15 protein-coding genes are annotated in these 19,230 nt (G+C 33.9%); 3 read left to right on the top strand and 12 right to left on the bottom strand.

Annotation, left to right across the window (positions count from 1 at the left end; translation table 11 throughout):
- Nucleotides 1–35: 35 nt before the first annotated feature.
- The 5 genes from lgt to ACM55F_RS12790 all read right to left on the bottom strand — a co-directional run bounded on the left by lgt (nucleotide 36) and on the right by ACM55F_RS12790 (nucleotide 5,099).
- Nucleotides 36–968, bottom strand: a complete 933-nt coding sequence (gene lgt / locus ACM55F_RS12810) for a prolipoprotein diacylglyceryl transferase (RefSeq protein WP_416854191.1) — start codon at nucleotides 966–968, stop codon at nucleotides 36–38.
- 65 nt (nucleotides 969–1,033) lie between these two features.
- On the bottom strand, nucleotides 1,034–1,282 hold the full coding sequence (yidD, locus tag ACM55F_RS12805; RefSeq protein ID WP_416854190.1) for a membrane protein insertion efficiency factor YidD: 249 nt from the start codon (nucleotides 1,280–1,282) through the stop codon (nucleotides 1,034–1,036).
- An 81-nt stretch (nucleotides 1,283–1,363) separates the two neighbouring features.
- Nucleotides 1,364–2,842 (bottom strand): cysteine--tRNA ligase, encoded by a 1,479-nt coding sequence (cysS, locus tag ACM55F_RS12800; protein ID WP_416854189.1) that lies wholly within the window; start codon nucleotides 2,840–2,842, stop codon nucleotides 1,364–1,366.
- A gap of 123 nt (nucleotides 2,843–2,965) precedes the next feature.
- Entirely contained in the window at nucleotides 2,966–3,637 is a 672-nt protein-coding gene (gene folE, locus ACM55F_RS12795; RefSeq protein ID WP_416836955.1) for a GTP cyclohydrolase I FolE, read from the bottom strand.
- A 241-nt stretch (nucleotides 3,638–3,878) separates the two neighbouring features.
- Nucleotides 3,879–5,099 (bottom strand): pyridoxal phosphate-dependent aminotransferase, encoded by a 1,221-nt coding sequence (locus ACM55F_RS12790; protein WP_416854188.1) that lies wholly within the window; start codon nucleotides 5,097–5,099, stop codon nucleotides 3,879–3,881.
- A gap of 125 nt (nucleotides 5,100–5,224) precedes the next feature.
- Here ACM55F_RS12790 and ACM55F_RS12785 point away from each other — a divergent pair, with 125 nt between their 5' ends.
- Nucleotides 5,225–6,568: a PDZ domain-containing protein gene (locus tag ACM55F_RS12785; RefSeq protein WP_416854187.1), complete on the top strand. Its 1,344-nt coding sequence runs from the start codon at nucleotides 5,225–5,227 to the stop codon at nucleotides 6,566–6,568.
- A gap of 36 nt (nucleotides 6,569–6,604) precedes the next feature.
- On the opposite strand, the gene ACM55F_RS12780 is transcribed toward ACM55F_RS12785, so the two are convergent.
- Nucleotides 6,605–6,994 (bottom strand): DUF1573 domain-containing protein, encoded by a 390-nt coding sequence (locus ACM55F_RS12780; protein ID WP_416854186.1) that lies wholly within the window; start codon nucleotides 6,992–6,994, stop codon nucleotides 6,605–6,607.
- 161 nt (nucleotides 6,995–7,155) lie between these two features.
- Between ACM55F_RS12780 and ACM55F_RS12775 the strand changes: the two genes are divergently transcribed.
- Complete coding sequence (locus ACM55F_RS12775; protein WP_416854185.1) at nucleotides 7,156–9,789, top strand: valine--tRNA ligase; 2,634 nt, start codon at nucleotides 7,156–7,158, stop codon at nucleotides 9,787–9,789.
- Between the two features lie 75 nt (nucleotides 9,790–9,864).
- On the opposite strand, the gene ACM55F_RS12770 is transcribed toward ACM55F_RS12775, so the two are convergent.
- Entirely contained in the window at nucleotides 9,865–10,659 is a 795-nt protein-coding gene (locus ACM55F_RS12770; protein WP_416854184.1) for a hypothetical protein, read from the bottom strand.
- A 143-nt stretch (nucleotides 10,660–10,802) separates the two neighbouring features.
- Entirely contained in the window at nucleotides 10,803–11,057 is a 255-nt protein-coding gene (locus ACM55F_RS12765; RefSeq protein WP_416854183.1) for an HIT family protein, read from the bottom strand.
- A 430-nt stretch (nucleotides 11,058–11,487) separates the two neighbouring features.
- Between ACM55F_RS12765 and ACM55F_RS12760 the strand changes: the two genes are divergently transcribed.
- Nucleotides 11,488–11,865 (top strand): hypothetical protein, encoded by a 378-nt coding sequence (locus ACM55F_RS12760; protein ID WP_416854182.1) that lies wholly within the window; start codon nucleotides 11,488–11,490, stop codon nucleotides 11,863–11,865.
- Nucleotides 11,866–12,062: 197 nt separating this feature from the next.
- Here ACM55F_RS12760 and ACM55F_RS12755 read toward each other — a convergent pair whose 3' ends face one another.
- The 4 genes from ACM55F_RS12755 to ACM55F_RS12740 all read right to left on the bottom strand — a co-directional run bounded on the left by ACM55F_RS12755 (nucleotide 12,063) and on the right by ACM55F_RS12740 (nucleotide 19,141).
- Nucleotides 12,063–14,381 carry a TonB-dependent siderophore receptor gene (locus ACM55F_RS12755; protein WP_416854181.1) on the bottom strand — a complete coding sequence of 773 codons (2,319 nt, stop codon included), beginning with the start codon at nucleotides 14,379–14,381 and terminating at the stop codon, nucleotides 12,063–12,065.
- A gap of 601 nt (nucleotides 14,382–14,982) precedes the next feature.
- Entirely contained in the window at nucleotides 14,983–15,984 is a 1,002-nt protein-coding gene (locus ACM55F_RS12750) for an FAD:protein FMN transferase (RefSeq protein WP_416854180.1), read from the bottom strand.
- 263 nt (nucleotides 15,985–16,247) lie between these two features.
- Entirely contained in the window at nucleotides 16,248–18,446 is a 2,199-nt protein-coding gene (locus tag ACM55F_RS12745) for a PepSY domain-containing protein (RefSeq protein WP_416854179.1), read from the bottom strand.
- A 212-nt stretch (nucleotides 18,447–18,658) separates the two neighbouring features.
- Nucleotides 18,659–19,141, bottom strand: a complete 483-nt coding sequence (locus tag ACM55F_RS12740; RefSeq protein WP_416854178.1) for a DUF2271 domain-containing protein — start codon at nucleotides 19,139–19,141, stop codon at nucleotides 18,659–18,661.
- Between the last annotated feature and the right edge of the window lie 89 nt (nucleotides 19,142–19,230).

The raw sequence follows: 19,230 nt of genomic DNA, 5'->3' as shown, positions 1-19,230 counted from the left end.
CAACTTATTTTAGGATGACTCATGATAAAAAGGGTTTAATGTTCTACTTTAACAGGCTTTTCGGCTGTGAAAATAAAATACAATCCTATTAGTATAAAAGGAATGCTTAGCCACTGTCCTGTAGAAAGCAAACCAAGTTCATTTTCAAAGCCACCTTGACTTTCTTTTACGGATTCTACGACAATACGTACAGAAAATAAAAGGACTAGAAATATACCAAATAAATAGCCAGATTTTAGTCTTGCCTCAGTTTTCCAATACAAGAAAAACAAAATTGCAAAAACAAAAATATAGCAAAATGCTTCATATAGTTGTGTAGGGTGCTTAGCAGGAACTTGTTCTAATAATACTGCAAACTTTGGATCAGTTGCAATAGCATTGTAAGCCTCATTTGGATTGGCTATTTGAGTAGCATTTACAGCATCTCTTGGACTAAATTTATCACGGATAAATCGAATTCCAAATGCAGATGTTGTTTCTTGTCCTACAATCTCCGAATTGAAAAAATTTCCTAGTCTTACAAAAATGGCTCCACTGGCAACAGGTATAACGACTCTGTCTAAAATCCACAATTGAGGTCTTTTTAATACGTTTTTGCTGTAAAAATACATTGCGATTATTATTGATATAGCAGCACCATGACTCGCTAAACCTTGATAACCTGTAAATTCAAAAGTAGGAGAGAATCGAAATGGGAGAATTATTTCCATTAAGTGATTGCGATAATATTCCCAATCATAAAAGAAAACATGGCCCAAACGTGCTCCAATTAACGTAGCAAGCACAGTCCAGATAAAAAGGGAGTCTAATTTTTCTATGGATTCGCCTTCACGCTCAAAGATGTTTTTCATAATGTACCAGCCTAATCCAAAAGCGATTACAAACATTAAGCTGTAATACCGAATTATAAAAAAACCTAAATCGATACCTTCTGATGGATTCCAAACGATGTTTAAAGCGTGTGTCATTATTGCTGAATTTTTTATTTGTTGTAAAAATAAAGATTTAAAGTAAATTTCGTATTTAAAAAAAGTTAATGTTTATGATTGCACTTTTTCTCGGGAACAGGATCGTAACCACTTTTTCCCCAAGGATGACAACTTAAAATTCTTTTCGCTCCTAAAAAACTGCCATAAAATAGTCCGTGTGTTTGTAGTGCCATTATCATATAAGAAGAACAGGTAGGTTCAAATCTACATGCTGAAGGCGTAAAGGGTGATATTGCGGTTTGGTAAAACCGAACAAGCAGTACAAACGGGAAAATTAATATTCTCGATAGCATGATTTAGGTTTTCGGATTTAAAACTTCAATATTCAATTTTTTAGTTTTCTAATCGGCTTTCTGCCATCAGAAATTTACTGTCTAGATGCTAAAAGTAGTACCTTCTTTTCCATCTTTCAATTGAATGCCTAAAGCAATTAATTGATCCCGAATCTGGTCAGAAAGAGCGAAATTTTTATTGTCTCTGGCTTGTTTTCGCATTTCAATCAACATATTTACAGTACCTTCTAATTTATCATTAGTATTGTCTGAAACTTTCTCATCTTCTAATCCAAGAACATCAAATACAAAACCAGTAATCGTAACAGTAAATGTATTTAAGTCTTCGGCAGTTAAGGTTTCTTTTCCTTCTTTTAATAAATTGATAAAACGAACGCCTTCAAATAATTGTGCAATTAGAATAGGGGTGTTAAAATCATCATTCATAGCATCATAGCAGGATTGTTTCCAGGCAGCAATGTCTATTGTAGAGTTTGGACTGGCGTTTAAATCTTTTGCAGCATCTATAGCCTCCATTAATCTTTTGTATCCTTTTTCAGCTGCAACAATGGCATCGTCAGAGAAATCAAGAATACTTCTGTAATGTGCTTGTAGCATAAAGAAACGTGCTACTGATGCCGAAAAAGCTTTGCTTAAAATAGTGTTTTCTCCAGTCAATATTTCTCTTGGTAAAATATTATTCCCGGTAGATTTAGCCATTTTTTTGCCGTTTAGTGTCAGCATATTGGCATGCATCCAGTAATTCACAGGCGTTTGACCTGTGCAAGCTTCATTTTGGGCAATTTCACATTCATGATGAGGGAATTTTAAGTCCATTCCACCTCCATGTATATCAAAATGATTGCCTAAATATTTAGTGCTCATAGCGGTACATTCAAGATGCCATCCGGGAAAACCATCGCTCCATGGCGAAGGCCATCGCATAATATGTTGTGGCTCGGCTTTTTTCCAAAGTGCAAAATCTTGTGGATTTCTTTTGTCAGATTGTCCGTCAAGATCTCTGGTATTAGCAAGCATATCTTCAATATTTCGACCGCTTAATCTACCATAATGATTGGTTTCATTGAATTTTACCACATCAAAATAAACAGACCCATTGGCTTCATAACCAATTCCTTTGTCGATAATAGTCTTGATAATTTCAATTTGTTCAATGATATGACCTGTTGCCGTTGGTTCAATACTTGGGGGCAAAAAGTTAAAAGCATTCAAAATATCATGGAAATCGACCGTGTAACGTTGTACTACTTCCATCGGTTCCAGTTGCTCCAAACGTGCTTTTTTTGCAATTTTATCCTCACCTTCATCCACATCATCCACAATATGACCTACGTCAGTAATATTACGAACGTAACGCACTTTATAATCCAAATGCAAAAAATACCTAAATATAACATCAAAAGACATGAATGTTCTCACATTACCCAGATGTACATTGCTGTAAACCGTGGGTCCGCAAACATACATTCCAACATTGCCTTCATGAATAGGTGTAAATGTTTCCTTTTCTCCCGAAAGTGAATTGTATATTTTTAGAGTTTGACTTTTATATAATGGCATTTGTATTTTTTTTGAAGCTTTTTCCTGCTGTTCGCTATATCTTTTTATGGCTAAAAAAGCCATAAAAAGGATGCCGCTTCCATCAGGGCTAGGGCTTTATCGGTTAAATGAATTTATTTGAATTTAGAACTTTGTCTCTAATTTAATATAATCCAAAAACTCTCTCTTAGTTTGAACATCTTTAAATTTTCCTCCAAATTCGGAGGTTACTGTGCTGCTTTCGATATCGCTGATTCCTCTTGAATTCACGCAAAGGTGTTTAGCGTCAATTACACAAGCCACATCTTCAGTACCTAATGCCATTTGTAATTCTTGAACGATTTGCATCGTCAAACGTTCTTGTACCTGAGGTCTTTTAGAATAATATTCTACAATTCTATTCATTTTAGAAAGTCCAATTACTCTTCCATTAGAAATATAAGCTACGTGAGCTCTTCCTATAATTGGTAATAAATGATGTTCACAAGTAGAGTAAAGTGTAATGTTTTTTTCGACTAGCATTTCGCCGTATTTGTAATTGTTGTCAAAAGTAGATGCTTTTGGCTTTTTTGTAGGATTTAATCCTCCAAAGATTTCTTTTACAAACATTTTAGCAACACGATTTGGAGTTCCTTTCATGCTGTCATCTGTCAAGTCCATTCCAAGTGTAATCAGAATATTTTCAACGTCTTTTTTAATTTTTTCTATTTTTTCTTCATCTGAAATAGCAAATGCATCTTCTCTTAATGGATTTTTTGCACTTGTACTAATGTGATTGTTTCCTATCTCGTCTTGAAATTCTTCGTTATTTATCATCAAAAAGGTACTATTATATTGGGTATGTAAATTTAAGGGGTAAAGATAATTAATAAAAACTAAAGAATTTCTATCGTTTATACTATTTAATGATGACTTTATAGCCATTATCGGGAAAGCAGGATTTTCTAATTGCTTCAAAAAAACAAAGGCAATAACTTTTTGGTTACTGCCTTTTGTAATTTATTTAAAATCTTTTGGTTATCAATACAATAACAAAAAAGTATTTTTTAATTTGTAATTATTCTACTTCAATCAACTTTTTCAATCGAGTTGAATTATAAACCGGAATGGCTTCTTTTAGAATGCGAACGGCACTAATCAAATCCTCTTTTTTAAGAACATAAGCAATACGTACTTGATTTAATCCCATTCCTGGTGTCGAATAAAAACCGGCAGCAGGAGCAACCATAACGGTTTCGCCATTCAAATCATAACTTTCTAAAAGCCATTGTGCAAAATCATCCGTATTGTCAACAGGAAGTTGTGCAATACAATAAAAAGCAGCTTTAGGTTTGGTAACGATTACGCCTTCTATTTTATTTAATTCGGAAATTAAGGTATCTCTACGTTCTTTATATTCTGAAATTACTTCAACAAAATAACTTTTAGGAGTATCGATGGCTGCTTCACAGGCTATTTGTTCAATTGTTGGAGGACACAAACGGGCTTGTGCAAATTTCATCGCTGCTGAAATTACCTCTTTATTTTTTGTAACCATGCATCCAATTCTGGCGCCACACATGCTGTAACGTTTGGATACAGAGTCGATCATGATGACATTTTGTTCCAGTCCTTCAAGATTCATTACAGAATAATGAATGTCTTCATCATATATGAATTCTCTGTATACTTCATCTGCAATTAGGAACAAATCGTATTGTTTAGCTAGTCTGCCCAATTGTAAAATTTCTGATTCGGAATACAAATAACCAGTTGGGTTGCTTGGATTGCAAATTAAAATTGCTTTCGTTTTTGGAGTGATTAGTTTTTCAAATTCTTCAATTGGAGGCAATGTAAAACCACTTTCAAAAACAGAATTTACAGGGACTACCGTAGCACCGGATTCTGCCGAAAAAGCACTGTAATTAGCATAAAATGGTTCTGGAATAATGATTTCATCTCCCTGATCCATAATACTTCCTAATGCAAATAAAAGTGCCTCAGATCCACCAGTAGTTATCATGATGTCTTCAAAAGATACTTTTACATCCTGATTGGTGTAAAATTGTGCTAATTTTTTTCTATAACTTTCATAACCAGCAGAAGGCCCGTATTCAATAATAGTTAATTCAATATTTTTAATGGCTTTGATGGCTGCTTCGGGACTTTTTATATCGGGTTGACCTATATTCAAATGGTATACTTTATGACCCTTTTTCTTAGCCATTTCGGCAAAAGGAGCCAATTTTCGTATTGGGGATTCAGGCATTTGTTTGCCTCTGTTTGATATTTCTGGCATGATTTAATTATTGAAATGCAAATTTGCAAATTTTTTTCCAAATTTACTGTAATTAGTAAGTCTATTTGGTATCAAAAATGCATAATTATGTTGTATTTTTAGTAACTTTATAGAAACAATTTTTAATGAAAAAGGCAATTATTTTGTTTTTTCTTCTTTTCAGCTCCTTGACTATTTTAGCTCAGGATGGATTTCAATTTAGCAAAAAGAGTGATAAAGTGAGTATTCCTTTTAAGTTTATAAATAATTTGGTATTCATTCCCATAAAAGTAAATGGCATAGAATTAAATTTTTTATTGGATTCCGGTGTTGAAGAAACTATTCTGTTTAGTTTGAAAGATGATAAAAAAGAAATTAAATTTTCTAATGTTGAAAAAATCACGTTGCGTGGTTTAGGAAGCGAAGATGCTATTGAAGGATTAAAATCTACTAATAATATTTTAGAAATTGAAGGGTTAAAATCCAAAAATCACTTGTTGTATGTTATTTTGGATGATGAATTTAATTTATCATCACATGTGGGAATTCCAGTAAACGGAATTATTGGCTATCATTTTTTTAAAAATAATTTAATAGAAATAAATTATGAAAGAAGAAGGGTGATTATTCATAGGGATAATGAGAGAAATAAAAATAAAATTGAAAAAAAATTCAAGAAAGTTGCCATTACAATAGAAAGATCAAAACCTTATATAATCAACACTATAACTATAGACTCAGTTTCTTTTCCTGCAAAATTATTAATAGATCTGGGTAATAGCGATGCGATTTGGCTTTTTGAAAATCGATCTAAAGCAATTAAGATCCCCTCTAAAAATTTTGAGGATTATTTGGGGAAAGGGTTCAGCGGTGATATTGAAGGGAAAAGAGCCCGAATTGTAAAATTTAAAATGTCGGAATTTGAATTTCTTAATCCACTTGTTGCTTTTCCCGATTCTAGTTCAATAAGAAATGTAAAAATAGTTCCAGGAAGAGTGGGTTCTGTGGGAGGCGAGATTTTGAAAAGATTTTCGGTTATTTTCGACTACACCAATAATTTATTGTATTTGAAGAAAAACAAAGAATATTATGATCCCTTTAATTATAATAGGAGCGGAGTCGAAATTCAGCATTATGGATTACAATGGGTGGAAGAAACAGTACACCTTCAAACTGTTCCTATGGTAATTGTGGACGATCCATTTGGTAAGACTATTAACGGTTTTAAATATAAATTTAAATTAAAACCGATTTATGAAATTTCATATATCAGGAAAAATTCACCAGCTGCATCTAGTGGTCTGCAAAAAGGAGATATAATTGTTTCAATTAACAAAAATCCAGCTTACAGATATTCGCTGCAGGAAATTAATTCTATTTTTAAACCAGAAGAAGAAAAATGGATTACATTAGAAGTTAAAAGAAATGGTCAAATTCTAAAATTCAGGATTCAGTTACAAGATATTCTAAAAAAAAGCGCTTTTGAATGATTCAAAAAGCGCTTCTTATTTTATTTTAAATAGACTTTAATTTGTAATCACTTCCCCTTTTATCTTCAAAGCTACTCTTCCGCCTTCATAATTTACTGCATTTGTTTCTACAGTAATTGTTTTGCGTATAGGCCCAGGAGTCATGTTGTATTTAACTTCAATTTTTCCAGTTTTTCCAGGCAAAATAGGTTCTGTTGGTTTGGTTGGCACGGTGCATCCGCAAGTAGATAATACATTGGTAATAATTAATGGAGCATCCCCGGTATTTGTAAATTGAAATACTCTTATTCCATTATCACTTCCTTTGGAAACCTTTCCATAATCAATGGTATTGTCTTTAGCTGCAAATTCAATTTTAGCTCCAGATTGGGCAAACCCAATACTGCTTGCAAATACAATTGCTATTAAAGTTATTATTTTTTTCATTTTCATTTTTTTAAATTCTGTTTAGTAAAAGTACTTTGTTTTAATTAACGTACAAATTTTTATTTCTCTTTTTATAGTGTACTTAATTATTTACTTTTGTTCCCAATTAGAATTACAAATATCAGACCAAAGTTTAATTTTGGTTTTAACAGTTGCTTTTTATGACAATTCCTGCACAATTTGACGCCAAAACTATTGAGAATAAGTGGTATGACTACTGGATGAAGAATAATTATTTCCATTCGGAGCCAGACCATAGAACGCCATATACCATTGTAATTCCACCACCCAATGTTACCGGGGTTTTACACATGGGGCACATGTTGAACAATACCATTCAAGATGTATTAATTAGAAGAGCGCGTCTTAAAGGGTTCAACGCCTGTTGGGTTCCTGGAACAGACCATGCTTCGATAGCTACTGAAGCTAAAGTTGTAGCGAAATTAAAAGCAGAAGGAATCAATAAAAATGATTTAACGCGCGAAGAATTTTTGGCGCATGCTTGGGAATGGACTGATAAATATGGAGGAGTAATTCTGGATCAATTGAAAAAACTAGGGGCTTCTTGTGATTGGGAAAGAACCAAGTTTACGATGGATCCTGATATGTCAGCATCGGTAATTCGTTCTTTTGTAGATTTATACAACAAAGGTTTGATTTATAGAGGGTACCGAATGGTAAACTGGGATCCCGAAGCGAAAACTACTTTGTCAGACGAAGAAGTAATTTACGAAGAACAACAAGGAAAATTATATTTCTTAAAATATAAAATCGAAGGAAGTGAAGACTTCCTGACGATTGCAACCACACGTCCGGAAACTATTTTTGGAGATACAGCGATTTGTATTAATCCAAATGACGAACGTTTTGCTCATTTGAAAGGTAAAAAAGCGATTGTGCCTATTTGCGGAAGAGTGATTCCTATTATTGAAGATGAATATGTTGATATCGAATTTGGAACGGGTTGTTTGAAAGTAACTCCTGCCCACGATATGAATGACAAAACGCTAGGGGAGAAGCATAATTTGGAGATTATTGATATTTTCAACGAAGATGCGACTTTGAATAGTTTTGGATTGCAGTATCAAGGACAAGATCGTTTTGTAGTTCGTGAGGCAATTGCCAAAGAATTAGAAACGATTGGCGCTTTGGCCAAAACAGAAATTCACTTGAATAAAGTAGGAACTTCTGAAAGAACCAAAGCAGTTATCGAGCCTCGTTTATCAGACCAATGGTTCCTGAAAATGGAAGATTTGGTAAAACCGGCTATTAAATCTGTTTTAGTAGATGGCGAAATTAAATTGCATCCAGCACGTTTTAATAATACGTATGCACATTGGTTAAATAATATTCGCGATTGGAATATTTCCCGTCAATTATGGTGGGGACAACAAATTCCTGCGTATTTCTATGGGGACGGAAAAGAAGATTTTGTAGTTGCTGAAAACATTGAAGAAGCTTTAGTTTTGGCTAAAAAAAGAACCAACAACTTACAACTTACAATTTCAGACTTAACTCAGGATGTTGATGCTTTAGATACTTGGTTTTCTTCTTGGCTGTGGCCAATGTCCGTTTTTGGCGGAATTATGGATCCTGAAAGCGAAGATTTCAAATACTATTATCCAACCAATGATTTAGTAACGGGTCCGGATATTTTGTTTTTCTGGGTAGCGAGAATGATTATTGCGGGTTATGAATATACGGGTAAAAAACCATTTACAAATGTGTATTTGACTGGTTTGGTTCGTGACAAACAAAGACGTAAAATGTCTAAATCATTAGGGAATTCTCCTGATCCTTTGGATTTAATCGAGAAATTTGGCGCCGATGGTGTTCGTGTAGGGTTGCTTTTGAGCGCTTCTGCAGGAAATGACATCATGTTTGACGAAGAGTTGTGCAACCAAGGAAAAGCGTTTACCAATAAAATTTGGAATGCCTTCAAACTGATAAAAGGATGGGAAGTTTCGGATGCAATTCCGCAACCGGAATCTTCAAAAGTGGCGATTGAATGGTATGAAGCCAAATTGCAACAAACACTTTTGGAAATTGAAGATAATTTTGAAAAATATAGAATTTCCGATGCTTTAATGGGAATTTATAAATTGGTTTGGGATGATTTCTGTTCTTGGTTTCTGGAAATGATAAAACCGGCATACCAACAGCCAATTGATAGCGTGACGTTGGAGAAAGCGAAAGAAATGCTTGAAAATAACATGAAATTATTGCATCCGTTTATGCCGTTCTTGACGGAGGAAATTTGGCAAATTCTTGCCGAAAGAACTACGGAAGAAGCGTTAATCGTTTCCTCTTGGCCGGAAATAAAACCTTTTAATGCGGGTTTAATTGTTGATTTCGAAAACACAATTGAAGTGATTTCTGGAATAAGAACGATTCGTAAAGACAAAAATATTCCGTTCAAAGACACGATTGAATTGAAAATTGTGAATAATGATAAAGTTTCGACCTATTTTGATTCGGTTGTGACTAAATTAGGAAACATAACTTCGTTAGCATATGTTTCGGATAAAGTGGATGGTGCGTTGTCGTTTAGAGTAAAATCGAATGAGTATTTCATTCCAATTACCGGAAATATAAACGTTGCCGAAGAAATTGCAAAACTAAATGCGGAGTTGGTGTATACGCAAGGTTTCTTGAAATCAGTTCAAAACAAACTGGCAAACGAGAAATTTGTGGCTGGTGCGCCTGAGAAAGTTTTGACAAACGAAAGACAAAAAGAAGCAGATGCTTTATCTAAAATTGAAACCATCGAACATAGTTTGGCTGGACTGAAATAAAAATTGGATTCTTTTTGAAATATAAAAATCCCAATTCTGAAATTTCAGGATTGGGATTTTACATTTAATGGAATATTAATAATAAGAATATATTTTTTCGACAAGATAAACAGTATCAGTATAATAACTGCGCTTTTCTACTGGAAAGCCATCTGAATTATAATTGTATTTATAGTGGTCTGATTCGGTATGTATTATATTGTTAGTGTTACTAATATCTTGAATGTTAAAATGCCTATTAAAAGTATTTGTAAAAGAACTTGTGAAAAATAATTTATCGAATCCCATTATGTTTTTATAGATATTAGGGCTATTGTCATATTCGTAAACAATAGATGAAACTCCTCCATTAGCAGTGAATTGTTCTCTTTTTGTAATGTTTCCACCACTAAAATAAATTTTCACTTTACTAAAAGGTGTTCTTAACTCCCAATTATTGTTAGAATAAGTATAGATATCAATATCTACACTATTTTCAGACACATATGTGTAAACTAATTTATTTAGATTCATCGCCAGGGAAATAGTTCCACTATTTGTTTCTTTATAAATAACAGTTTTTAGCTTGCTATTTTCATACGTATATTCGGTACTAACATAAAGTACATTATTTATATAACCATCTTCCTGGGTAATTAAATCTCCTGTGTAGGTATAAATAATTTTATAAACTCCCATGTAAAGACCAGCTGAAGCCTGAGTGATTTTATCTCCTTCATAGGTAAATGTAGTCGTAGTGCCATTTGAGGGGTTAATCTCTTGTATTGTTTTGAGCAATGGCTTTTCTTTAGTTGGGATTTCAGTTTTATTTTCTGAACAAGATGTAACAGCTAATAATAAAGCTCCAATTAAGAGTATTAATTTATTCATTTAATTTTATTAAAAGCAATGTAAACATTTATCTATTTTGTAATCAAGAGTTTTACAAATATAACATAAAAAGATAAGGCAAATATTGGTGTTAATCTTAAAAACCACTGCAAGTGAAATCTAATTTAAATAATTTCCATTTGTTATAATCCAGCTTTTATTTTTTCTATGACCTCGTTATATTCGGCATCAGATAGAAGTGTTTTTTGTGGATTCATTTCAAAAACACTTCCAAAGCCATATCCATCTTTGTATTTTGGAACAATGTGCATGTGTAGATGAGATAATGTATCACTATAAGCTCCATAGTTAATTTTGGTTGGATTAAATGCTGTTGCAATTGCTTTTCCCACCGTTGCTACATCACGCATGTAGGCATTATGTTGTTCATCGCTCAATTTATAATAGGATCTTTATAGACTACATTACAGCGACCTAAATAGGATTGTTCTTTAAATATGTATAGTTGAGACACTTCTAAATCACAAATTTTTATCATTAATCATTGTTTTGACAGTATAGACATTCTGAAATAGGTGTTGGCATAATTTTTTATGTAAATAATTAATGGTTGTTTCAAAACTAGTGAAATAGTCATTTAAAATTAAACGTGTAAAAACATTTCTTGTGATAAGAAAAGAAATACAATCTATTTCCTAAAAACCATCCATGAGATTTTGTGGTAGTTATACTATAATATTTTATCGATAAACGTCACTAATATTGCGATTTAAAGAGTATTTCTTCCTTTAAACGATTTTTGTGTATTTACTGATATATTGTTAATATGTTTGATGAATAATTGTCAAATACCACATTAATAAAGAAATGAAAAAAATATTTAGTCCAGCTTATAGACAAGATTATGTTGAAGGATATTCGATTGGTTTGAACCCATTTCAGCAATTTAAAAGCGTAAAAAAAAATGATGCTTTTATTGCTGGGTTTAATTCTGGTAGATCGGATTATGAAAGAATGAACGGATATATTAGTGATGGAATTCCCCAGCGTATTGTTACTGATAAAGTTTTGGAAGATTTTCTTATAGCAGGTTTACTTGGGATACCTATAGATGCTGATGGGTATACTTTACATCAAATCGATATGATAGAGAAATGGTATCAAAGTGGTATTGAGAAATATGATCCGAAACAAAATAGTACCCTTTTTGAAATACTCGAAAATAACGGAATTGAATTCAATTAAATTTTTTTACAGTTTTATTTTTTTTTTTAATAAATAGATCTTTTTGTATAAATGAAAAATCCGTGTGAACACGGATTTTTTTATAGTAAGTTGGTGTGTTTTTAACGAAACAAAATCAAAAACTTTTTCTGCTTTTCAAAAAAATGAAAGAGGCAGAAAAAGTCTTAAAAAAATTAAACTAAGCTGAAAATTTTATATTATAGCTTGTATTTTAAGCTTACCATTACTTGACGTGGCGCAATTGGGTTCACACTGTAATTTTCATGAACGGTATAGTTCAATTCATCAGTAATGTTAGATACTTTGCACAAGATCGATACTTTTTCCCAATCGTAACCTACAGAAGCATCAAAGGTGGTGTAACCTTCTAGTGGAATATCTCGGTCTTCGATAGTAACAGTATATGTTTTTGGAGTAGTAACAGGTTTGTTTTCTGTCCATACATAACGGTCATTCCAACCTCCTGTTCGGTCGCCAATATAATTTCCGATAGCTCCAAAAGTTAGTCCTTTTAATACCCCGCTAGGCAATTTGTAGAAAAAGCTTAAATTGGCGGTATGTTTTGGAGTTCTTGCTAAAAGATCTCCCACTACAAGACTCCCGCTTGTTCCTGAAGATTTTGAAATTTTGGTTTCATTAAAGCTATATCCAGCATTGATGTTCAAACCTACAACTGGTCTGGCAGTAATATCTATTTCAATTCCTTTTCCTTTTGTTCCTCCTACCAATTCTTTTAAATTGGTGTTTACGTTTGGCGAAATTCCATCTGCTCCAAACTGAACTGTTTGAGCCAAATTGCTGTTTTGGATTTGATATACCGTTACATTGGTGCTCAATAGTCCTTTCCAGAAATCTTTTTTGATACCAGCTTCATATTGGTCTATGATAGAAGGGTCTAATGGTGTTAAATCTACCGTTGTTCCAGTATTAGGAGTAAAGGAGTTCGAGTAACTAGCAAACAAAGACAAATCTTTATTAGGTTGAATTACCAATCCTGCTTTTGGAGAGTAGGCTCTGTTTAAGGTTTTGACTCCTGTTGTAGGGATTGCATTTTCAAGAGTAGTTGTGATAGCGTCAACTCCATTAACTTTTCCTATTACTTCTTTGGAGGTTGTAACATCACTTTCTTGCCATGACCAACGCAGTCCTGCCAGAACCTTGATATAATTGTTAATCGAAATTAAATCTTGCGCATATACACCAAAACGCTCTGTATCTGTGGTAGCTAGTTGTGTTGCTCTAGTAGGGTATGGCACATTCAAGCTTTGTGTGCTATAATCATAATTAAAAAGATTTATTGCAGTACTTTCGGTAGTAATAGCCGTTGTACCTGTTGGGGTAGCAAAAAAGCCATACGTATAACTTGGTGCAGAAGAATTTTCATAATCTACTCCTGTGAATATTTGGTGCTTGATACTTCCTGTATTGAAAGTTCCTTGCAAACTCAATTGATCTGCAAATATTTTTTCGGCAGCATCAGCTTGTGTTAAACCACGTTTCCAATTTCCATTGGCATCAATCGTGTTTAACTGTGCAGTTGATTTTTGAGTTCTATGGTACGATTGAAAAGAAGAATTGAAGCCTAATTTCCAGTTGCAGTTAAAATCGTGATTAAACAATATCGAAGCACTTGCAGATTTGGTGTTTCCTGTTGACCACAGCGCTCCAAAATAGGTGTTGCGTGGAATATCTAAAATGGTTTTGCCAAAAATTCCTGTACCAAAATCGGGTGTCCAATCAGCACTTAAATAATCTCCTTGTGCAGTAATTTGAGTTTTGTCTGAAATTTTAAACAAAACCGAAGGATTAATGTAAATACGTTCGTTTTTTACAAAATCTCTAAAACTTTCTGAATTTTCGTAGGAAGCATTAAATCTATAGGCTATAGATTTGTTTATTGGTCCGTAAAAATCAATCGCTGGTTTGTAAAAGGCATAGCTTCCCATTTGCATGGATAGTTGGCCACCCTCTGTAAATTGTGGTGTTTTAGTAACCAAATTCAAGATTCCTCCAGGAGTTACGTTTCCAAATAATAATGCTGAACCTCCTTTTAGAAACTCTACTCTTTCTAAAGAAGATACTTCTGGGATAGAACCTGCATTATAACGAAAACCATTTTTGAACATGTTGTTGGCAGACATGTCATATCCCCTTGACCACAATGACTCTTGAGCTCCACCACGTGCGGAACCTACATAAACACCATTGGCATTTTTTATCACATCGCTTAAACGAATAGCTTGTTGTTGCTCAATAATTTCAGCACCAATAACCTGTACGCTTTGTGGTATATCCATTGGTTTTAAACCTGATCTTAATACAGATACTGGCTTTTTCTCTTTATTAGCTGTAACAATAACTTCTTTAAGTACTTCTCTTTTTTTGTTTTTTACAGTGTCACTTACTGTATCGAAAGTTTCATCATAATTTTTATTATCAGAAGCATTTGCTGACTCTTGTGCTAAACAGGACAAACTAAATAATAGGGTTAATGTTGGGAGTAAAATATATTTCATGATTGTTTATTTGGAATAATTAAAAATAACGATGCAAATATAAAACCGAAGTATGGATTTGCAAAACTTATTTAGATTAAATATTAATAAAAATAAAAATAGTGTTTAACGTGTTGTATTTTAGTTTTTTACATTTTTATAAAACTACTTTTTTGTAGATAACTTCATTTGTTTCAAGTCTTTTTCTTGTTAATATTGCTTTTTTGATCCTTCAAATTCTGAAATTCTGTCTCTAGAAAGAGTTTGAAGATCTTTTATGTTAAATTTTGTTAAATGAATAATGCAAATGTCAGCGCTGTGAGATAACTTTTGGTGCTGTATATTTTCAAGCGGAATACTTGATTTGTGTAATTCGTATGAAAATACGAAGCTTGTTTTTGCCACAAAGGCACAAAGACGCAGATTTCAAATCAAAGAAGTGATTTTTAAGGTATACCATTATGAATTCAAAATAGTCAAACTTAAAGGATCTGATGTGTTTTAAATGGTTAAAAACTATAATGGTTGGACTAATTTATAGGTACAAACGGTATTAATTACTTCGTGTCTTTGTGACTTAGCGGCAATATTATTTAATTTCTTAGTGTAAAGATTAAAGTAATTAAAGCCGAGCCTTAAATTTTTTGATTCGGAAGTTTTTTGATTTCACCACTTTTCCATTATCCGTAATCATTAAACAACTATAATCGGGATATTTGTTGAGCAGAAGAAGTCCTGCTGTTTTTCCTAATACCATTAACGAAGTACTCAAACCGTTTGCCTTTTCAGCATTCGGTCCAAAAACGGTCACACTACATAATCCTGTAGCGGGATAACCCGTTGCTGGATTGATGATATGCGAATAGCGTTTGCCATTAAAAACAACAAATTTTTCATAGCTGCCCGAAGTCGTTACCGCATCTTGTTTTAATGGTACAACAGCTAAAAGTTTTTCAGGATGAAAAGGATTTGTAATGCCGATATTCCAAGCTTTCCCATTAGGCTGTTTTCCCCAAGTGCTCATATCTCCTGATCCGTTTATAATCCCGGCTTTGATGCCTTTTGCAAGCATCATATCCCGGCATTTATCGGTGGCATAACCCTCTCCTAATGCGCCAAATCCAATTTTCATCCCTTTTAGTTTCAGAAAAATGGTGGATTGTACACTATCCAAGATTATATTTTTGTAGCCCACTTTTTCAACCGATTTCTTAATGGCTTCTGCCGAAGGCATCTCCGTCATGGAGCCGTCAAATTTCCAGATTTTATCCATTGCTGCAAAACTGATGTCAAAACCGCCATTGGTCACTTCAGAAAACCGAATCGCTCTTTGCGTTAATTCAAAAACTTCTTTATCCACTTTCACTGGCCGAATACCCGCATTTTGGTTCACTTCAGACACCTGCGAGTCCGGTTTCCAGTCGGATATCAAATTTTCGATTCGTGTAATTTCGGCAATAACTGCATCTATGTTTTGCTCTGCCGATAATGAATCTTTGGCAACAATGGTAATGTCAAATCGACCACCCATAAGTAAGGTGGTTCTTTTTCGTAAGATTTGTGCGTAACTTCCTTGACTCACAAAAAGTATCGCAATCAGCAAAAAGAAGTATTTTCTAGACATAAAATTCAGTGTTAAAATAATTTGGGCGTGACCCTCCGTAAAAACTTCGGGTCGTGCTCTACGTTCCCGCTTTTTTATGAGAGGCAAAAAAAGCCTCTCATAAAAAGAGCTCCACTGCCATCACTCACGCGGAGCAATATGCAACTCATTAATATTTACACAAAAAGTATTATTTTTTCTTATAATTTTATCCAGTTTCGGCTCCCTCTCCTTCGGAGAGTCCCGTCCCGTCTCGACGCTTCGGGATCGGGAGGGGAGAGAATTTAATAACAATCCGTCAGCACTTGTCCATTAGCTTTATAGTCGGCAATTCCCATAGTTGCTCTTGCAAGACAGACAGCATCAAGTGCAATTTCTACGTCCTTTTGCATGGCAAGCGAACCGCAAATCATTATAACGCCTCCTTGTGTTAGCAAATCTATAAAAAAATCAGCATCTCGTTTGATTAAATCCATTACATAATGATGGTTCGCCTCGCGAGATAAAGCCACATGAAAACTTTTAAGCTGCTGTTTTTGAATCATTTCAGCAGCAAATTTTTCATACCCTAAAACAGTTTTAGTTGCTTTTCGAAAACCGCAATACAAATGAATGGCTGTCTTTTTCTTATTTTGTTCCATCATTCCCAGGAAGGGAGCAATACCGGTTCCATTTGAAATTAGCGCCACTTTAAATGCTTTTTTCGGGAAATGAAAAGCAGCGTTCTTGAGGATTCTTGCTTTTATAATCGAACCAGGTTCAACATCATATAAATAGCCTGAACCCAAACCAGAAGGATGTAGTTTTACCACTAATTGTATGTTGCCGTTATGATTTCCGATAGAGTAGAGGCGTTCTCGTGTGTCATTTGCAGGATAAATAGCTAAGAGGTCGCCCGAAGTAAATTTAGCCCTCATACTAGCTCGTAATGTGAGTAAAAAAGTATGTTCCGAATCAGAAATGGCAGTTTTATCAAGTACCATAAACTTTTGTAACCCTTTTGGAACATGATTGTACAATGATGGTGTAGCCGAAAGAGGAATTCCTGTTTTGGCACTCCATAATTTTACCCAACCTACAAATTCTTCAGCCGATTTGTCATTTACAGTTTGTAATTCTAAAAAGCGTTCAGTCCAACTCTGTTTTGCCAATAAGACATCAATGTCACGCGCAAAACCACAAAAATCAGGATAGGCCTTTGAACCAAAACCTACCACCGAAACATTAATTTTTTGATTTTGTTCGGTTTTGTTGACCAGTGCTATAAATTTACTTCCATTAGAAGGAGGATCGCCCAATCCGTGGGTTGAAGTAAATACGATAAGATGTTCTGCTTTTGGATAAACCGAATAATTATTCAATTCGGTAAGAAAAACTTTTTTTCCGTGAGCAAGTAATTGTTTGTGAATAGCATTAGCAAATCGCAATGAACTGCCATTTTCAGAACCTACCAGCAAAATAAATGTACTGTCTTCTGGTTTGTATTTGTTTCTAATGCGACTCGATCTTCGTTTTAACGTCATGGCAAAACCCGAGTAGATAAAAAACAGAATGTTTAAACTCGCTATTCCTAAAATTATAGCCCATAAAATACTACTGCGGCCGGTATGTAAATCAAGACTCCAGTCCGATACTAAAGTTTGCAGCGGAAAAGGAGTTTCACTTACAATTGCCCCGGTAATCTGGTTGACTTCGATTTCTCGGTCTTTTAATGTAATGATATAAGATTCCTCGGGATCATCTGAAAATGGGAATTCAATTTTTTGAACATTAGCCAGAAGCGTGTTTTTAAAAACAGAAGTAGCAGTACTTTTTTTTGAAACAGGCGTGGTTGATGCCATTTCGGTTTTTTCTTCTGAATCTGTTTTTTCGATGAAGAAGTTAAACTTTTCCAAGGTTAAATACGTTCCCGAAAGGGCAATTATCAGAATAGGAATCAGTGATAATCGGCCTAAAAAAATATGGTAATATTGGGCGAAATTTTCTTTTACAATTTTAGAAAATAAACTGCGAAGACTTCTTTGGCGGTTGAGTATCAAAGCAAAACCCGAAATGGAAATCAATACTAACAAAAAGGAAATAAAGCCCACAATAAAACGCCCGGTTTCCTTAAGAAATAAAGAGCGATGGAGCGCAGTAGTCCATTGGATAAACTCACTTTTTTTGATGGGTTCTCCTAGTGTTTTTCCAGTTCTTGGGTCGATGTAAGTGTTGACGTCATTGTCTTCCTGATCAATACCTTGCAGCATAACAAATTGATTGTGGTCAACACTTAATTCCGTTATTTCAGGATACGCTTTTTTTAGTACAGGTAAGGTTTCTCCAAGTGTTATTTTTTCGAAATTTTCTACTCGGTACGGTGGCGTTTTCTCTTGTATTGCATCGACTGCAAGTATGACGCCAGTTACCGATGCCAATACTAAAAATGCTGCAGAAAATATAGCCAAAGCCAAGTGTGAATAACGCCAAAAAGAAAGAGTCATTGATGTAATTGTATTTAGGAATTATTGATTGTTAAAAATAAAACAGATTTGCTTTTCGGATTTTATTTTAAGCTTTTTTACAAAAATATATTTTTCTAAGTTTGTATTAAGCGTATTTATTTTAAAAAAAAATCTGCGAAAATCTGCGAAATCTGCGTGCTACTATTTTCACGCAGATTTTGCAGATTTTGGCAGATAAAAAAGTTCAATATTTAGATTTTGTTTAATCTTACGTAGCGAATATACCCTTTACCTTCTGTTTTTGCAGCAATTCCTTGGGTTGTGAGCGGAATTTCTAAATCAGCTGTGTAATATTTATGATCTTCTACTGCTGTTTCAAATCTCAATTTATACCCTTTGTTGATTTTAGCATCTTCAATTTCTATTGTTGTAATACTGCGGTCACCTCCAGTTACAGAAGCTCCAGTTTTAGCGCTGATGTTTTCTGGTTTTTTAGAGTAGAATTTGTGCCACTCTTTAAGGGTTTTGTACCATTTTTTATCGTCACCCATTACATATAGCGTTTTCACATATTCGCCTTTTGCGTTTACAAGTGAAACTACAATATAGGCGCCTTCTCCCATGTAGTTTGACATTTGGAGCATGCATTTGTATTTACTGGTTTGTGCGGTAGCTTGGAAAGATAAAAGGCATAGTAGCACAGCTGTCAGACCGAATTTTAGTATTGATTTCATATGTAGATAATATTTGTTTTTTTAAAGGAATATGGTATCGCCATTCTTCATTATTATTTGTGATTTTGTATCATGGCGATTTCATAATG

This window comes from Flavobacterium melibiosi (assembly GCF_048158545.1).
In the GTDB taxonomy this organism is placed as follows: domain Bacteria; phylum Bacteroidota; class Bacteroidia; order Flavobacteriales; family Flavobacteriaceae; genus Flavobacterium; species Flavobacterium melibiosi.
Note: the sequence above shows the minus strand (reverse complement) of the source record. Positions and strands in the feature narration are given on the sequence as shown.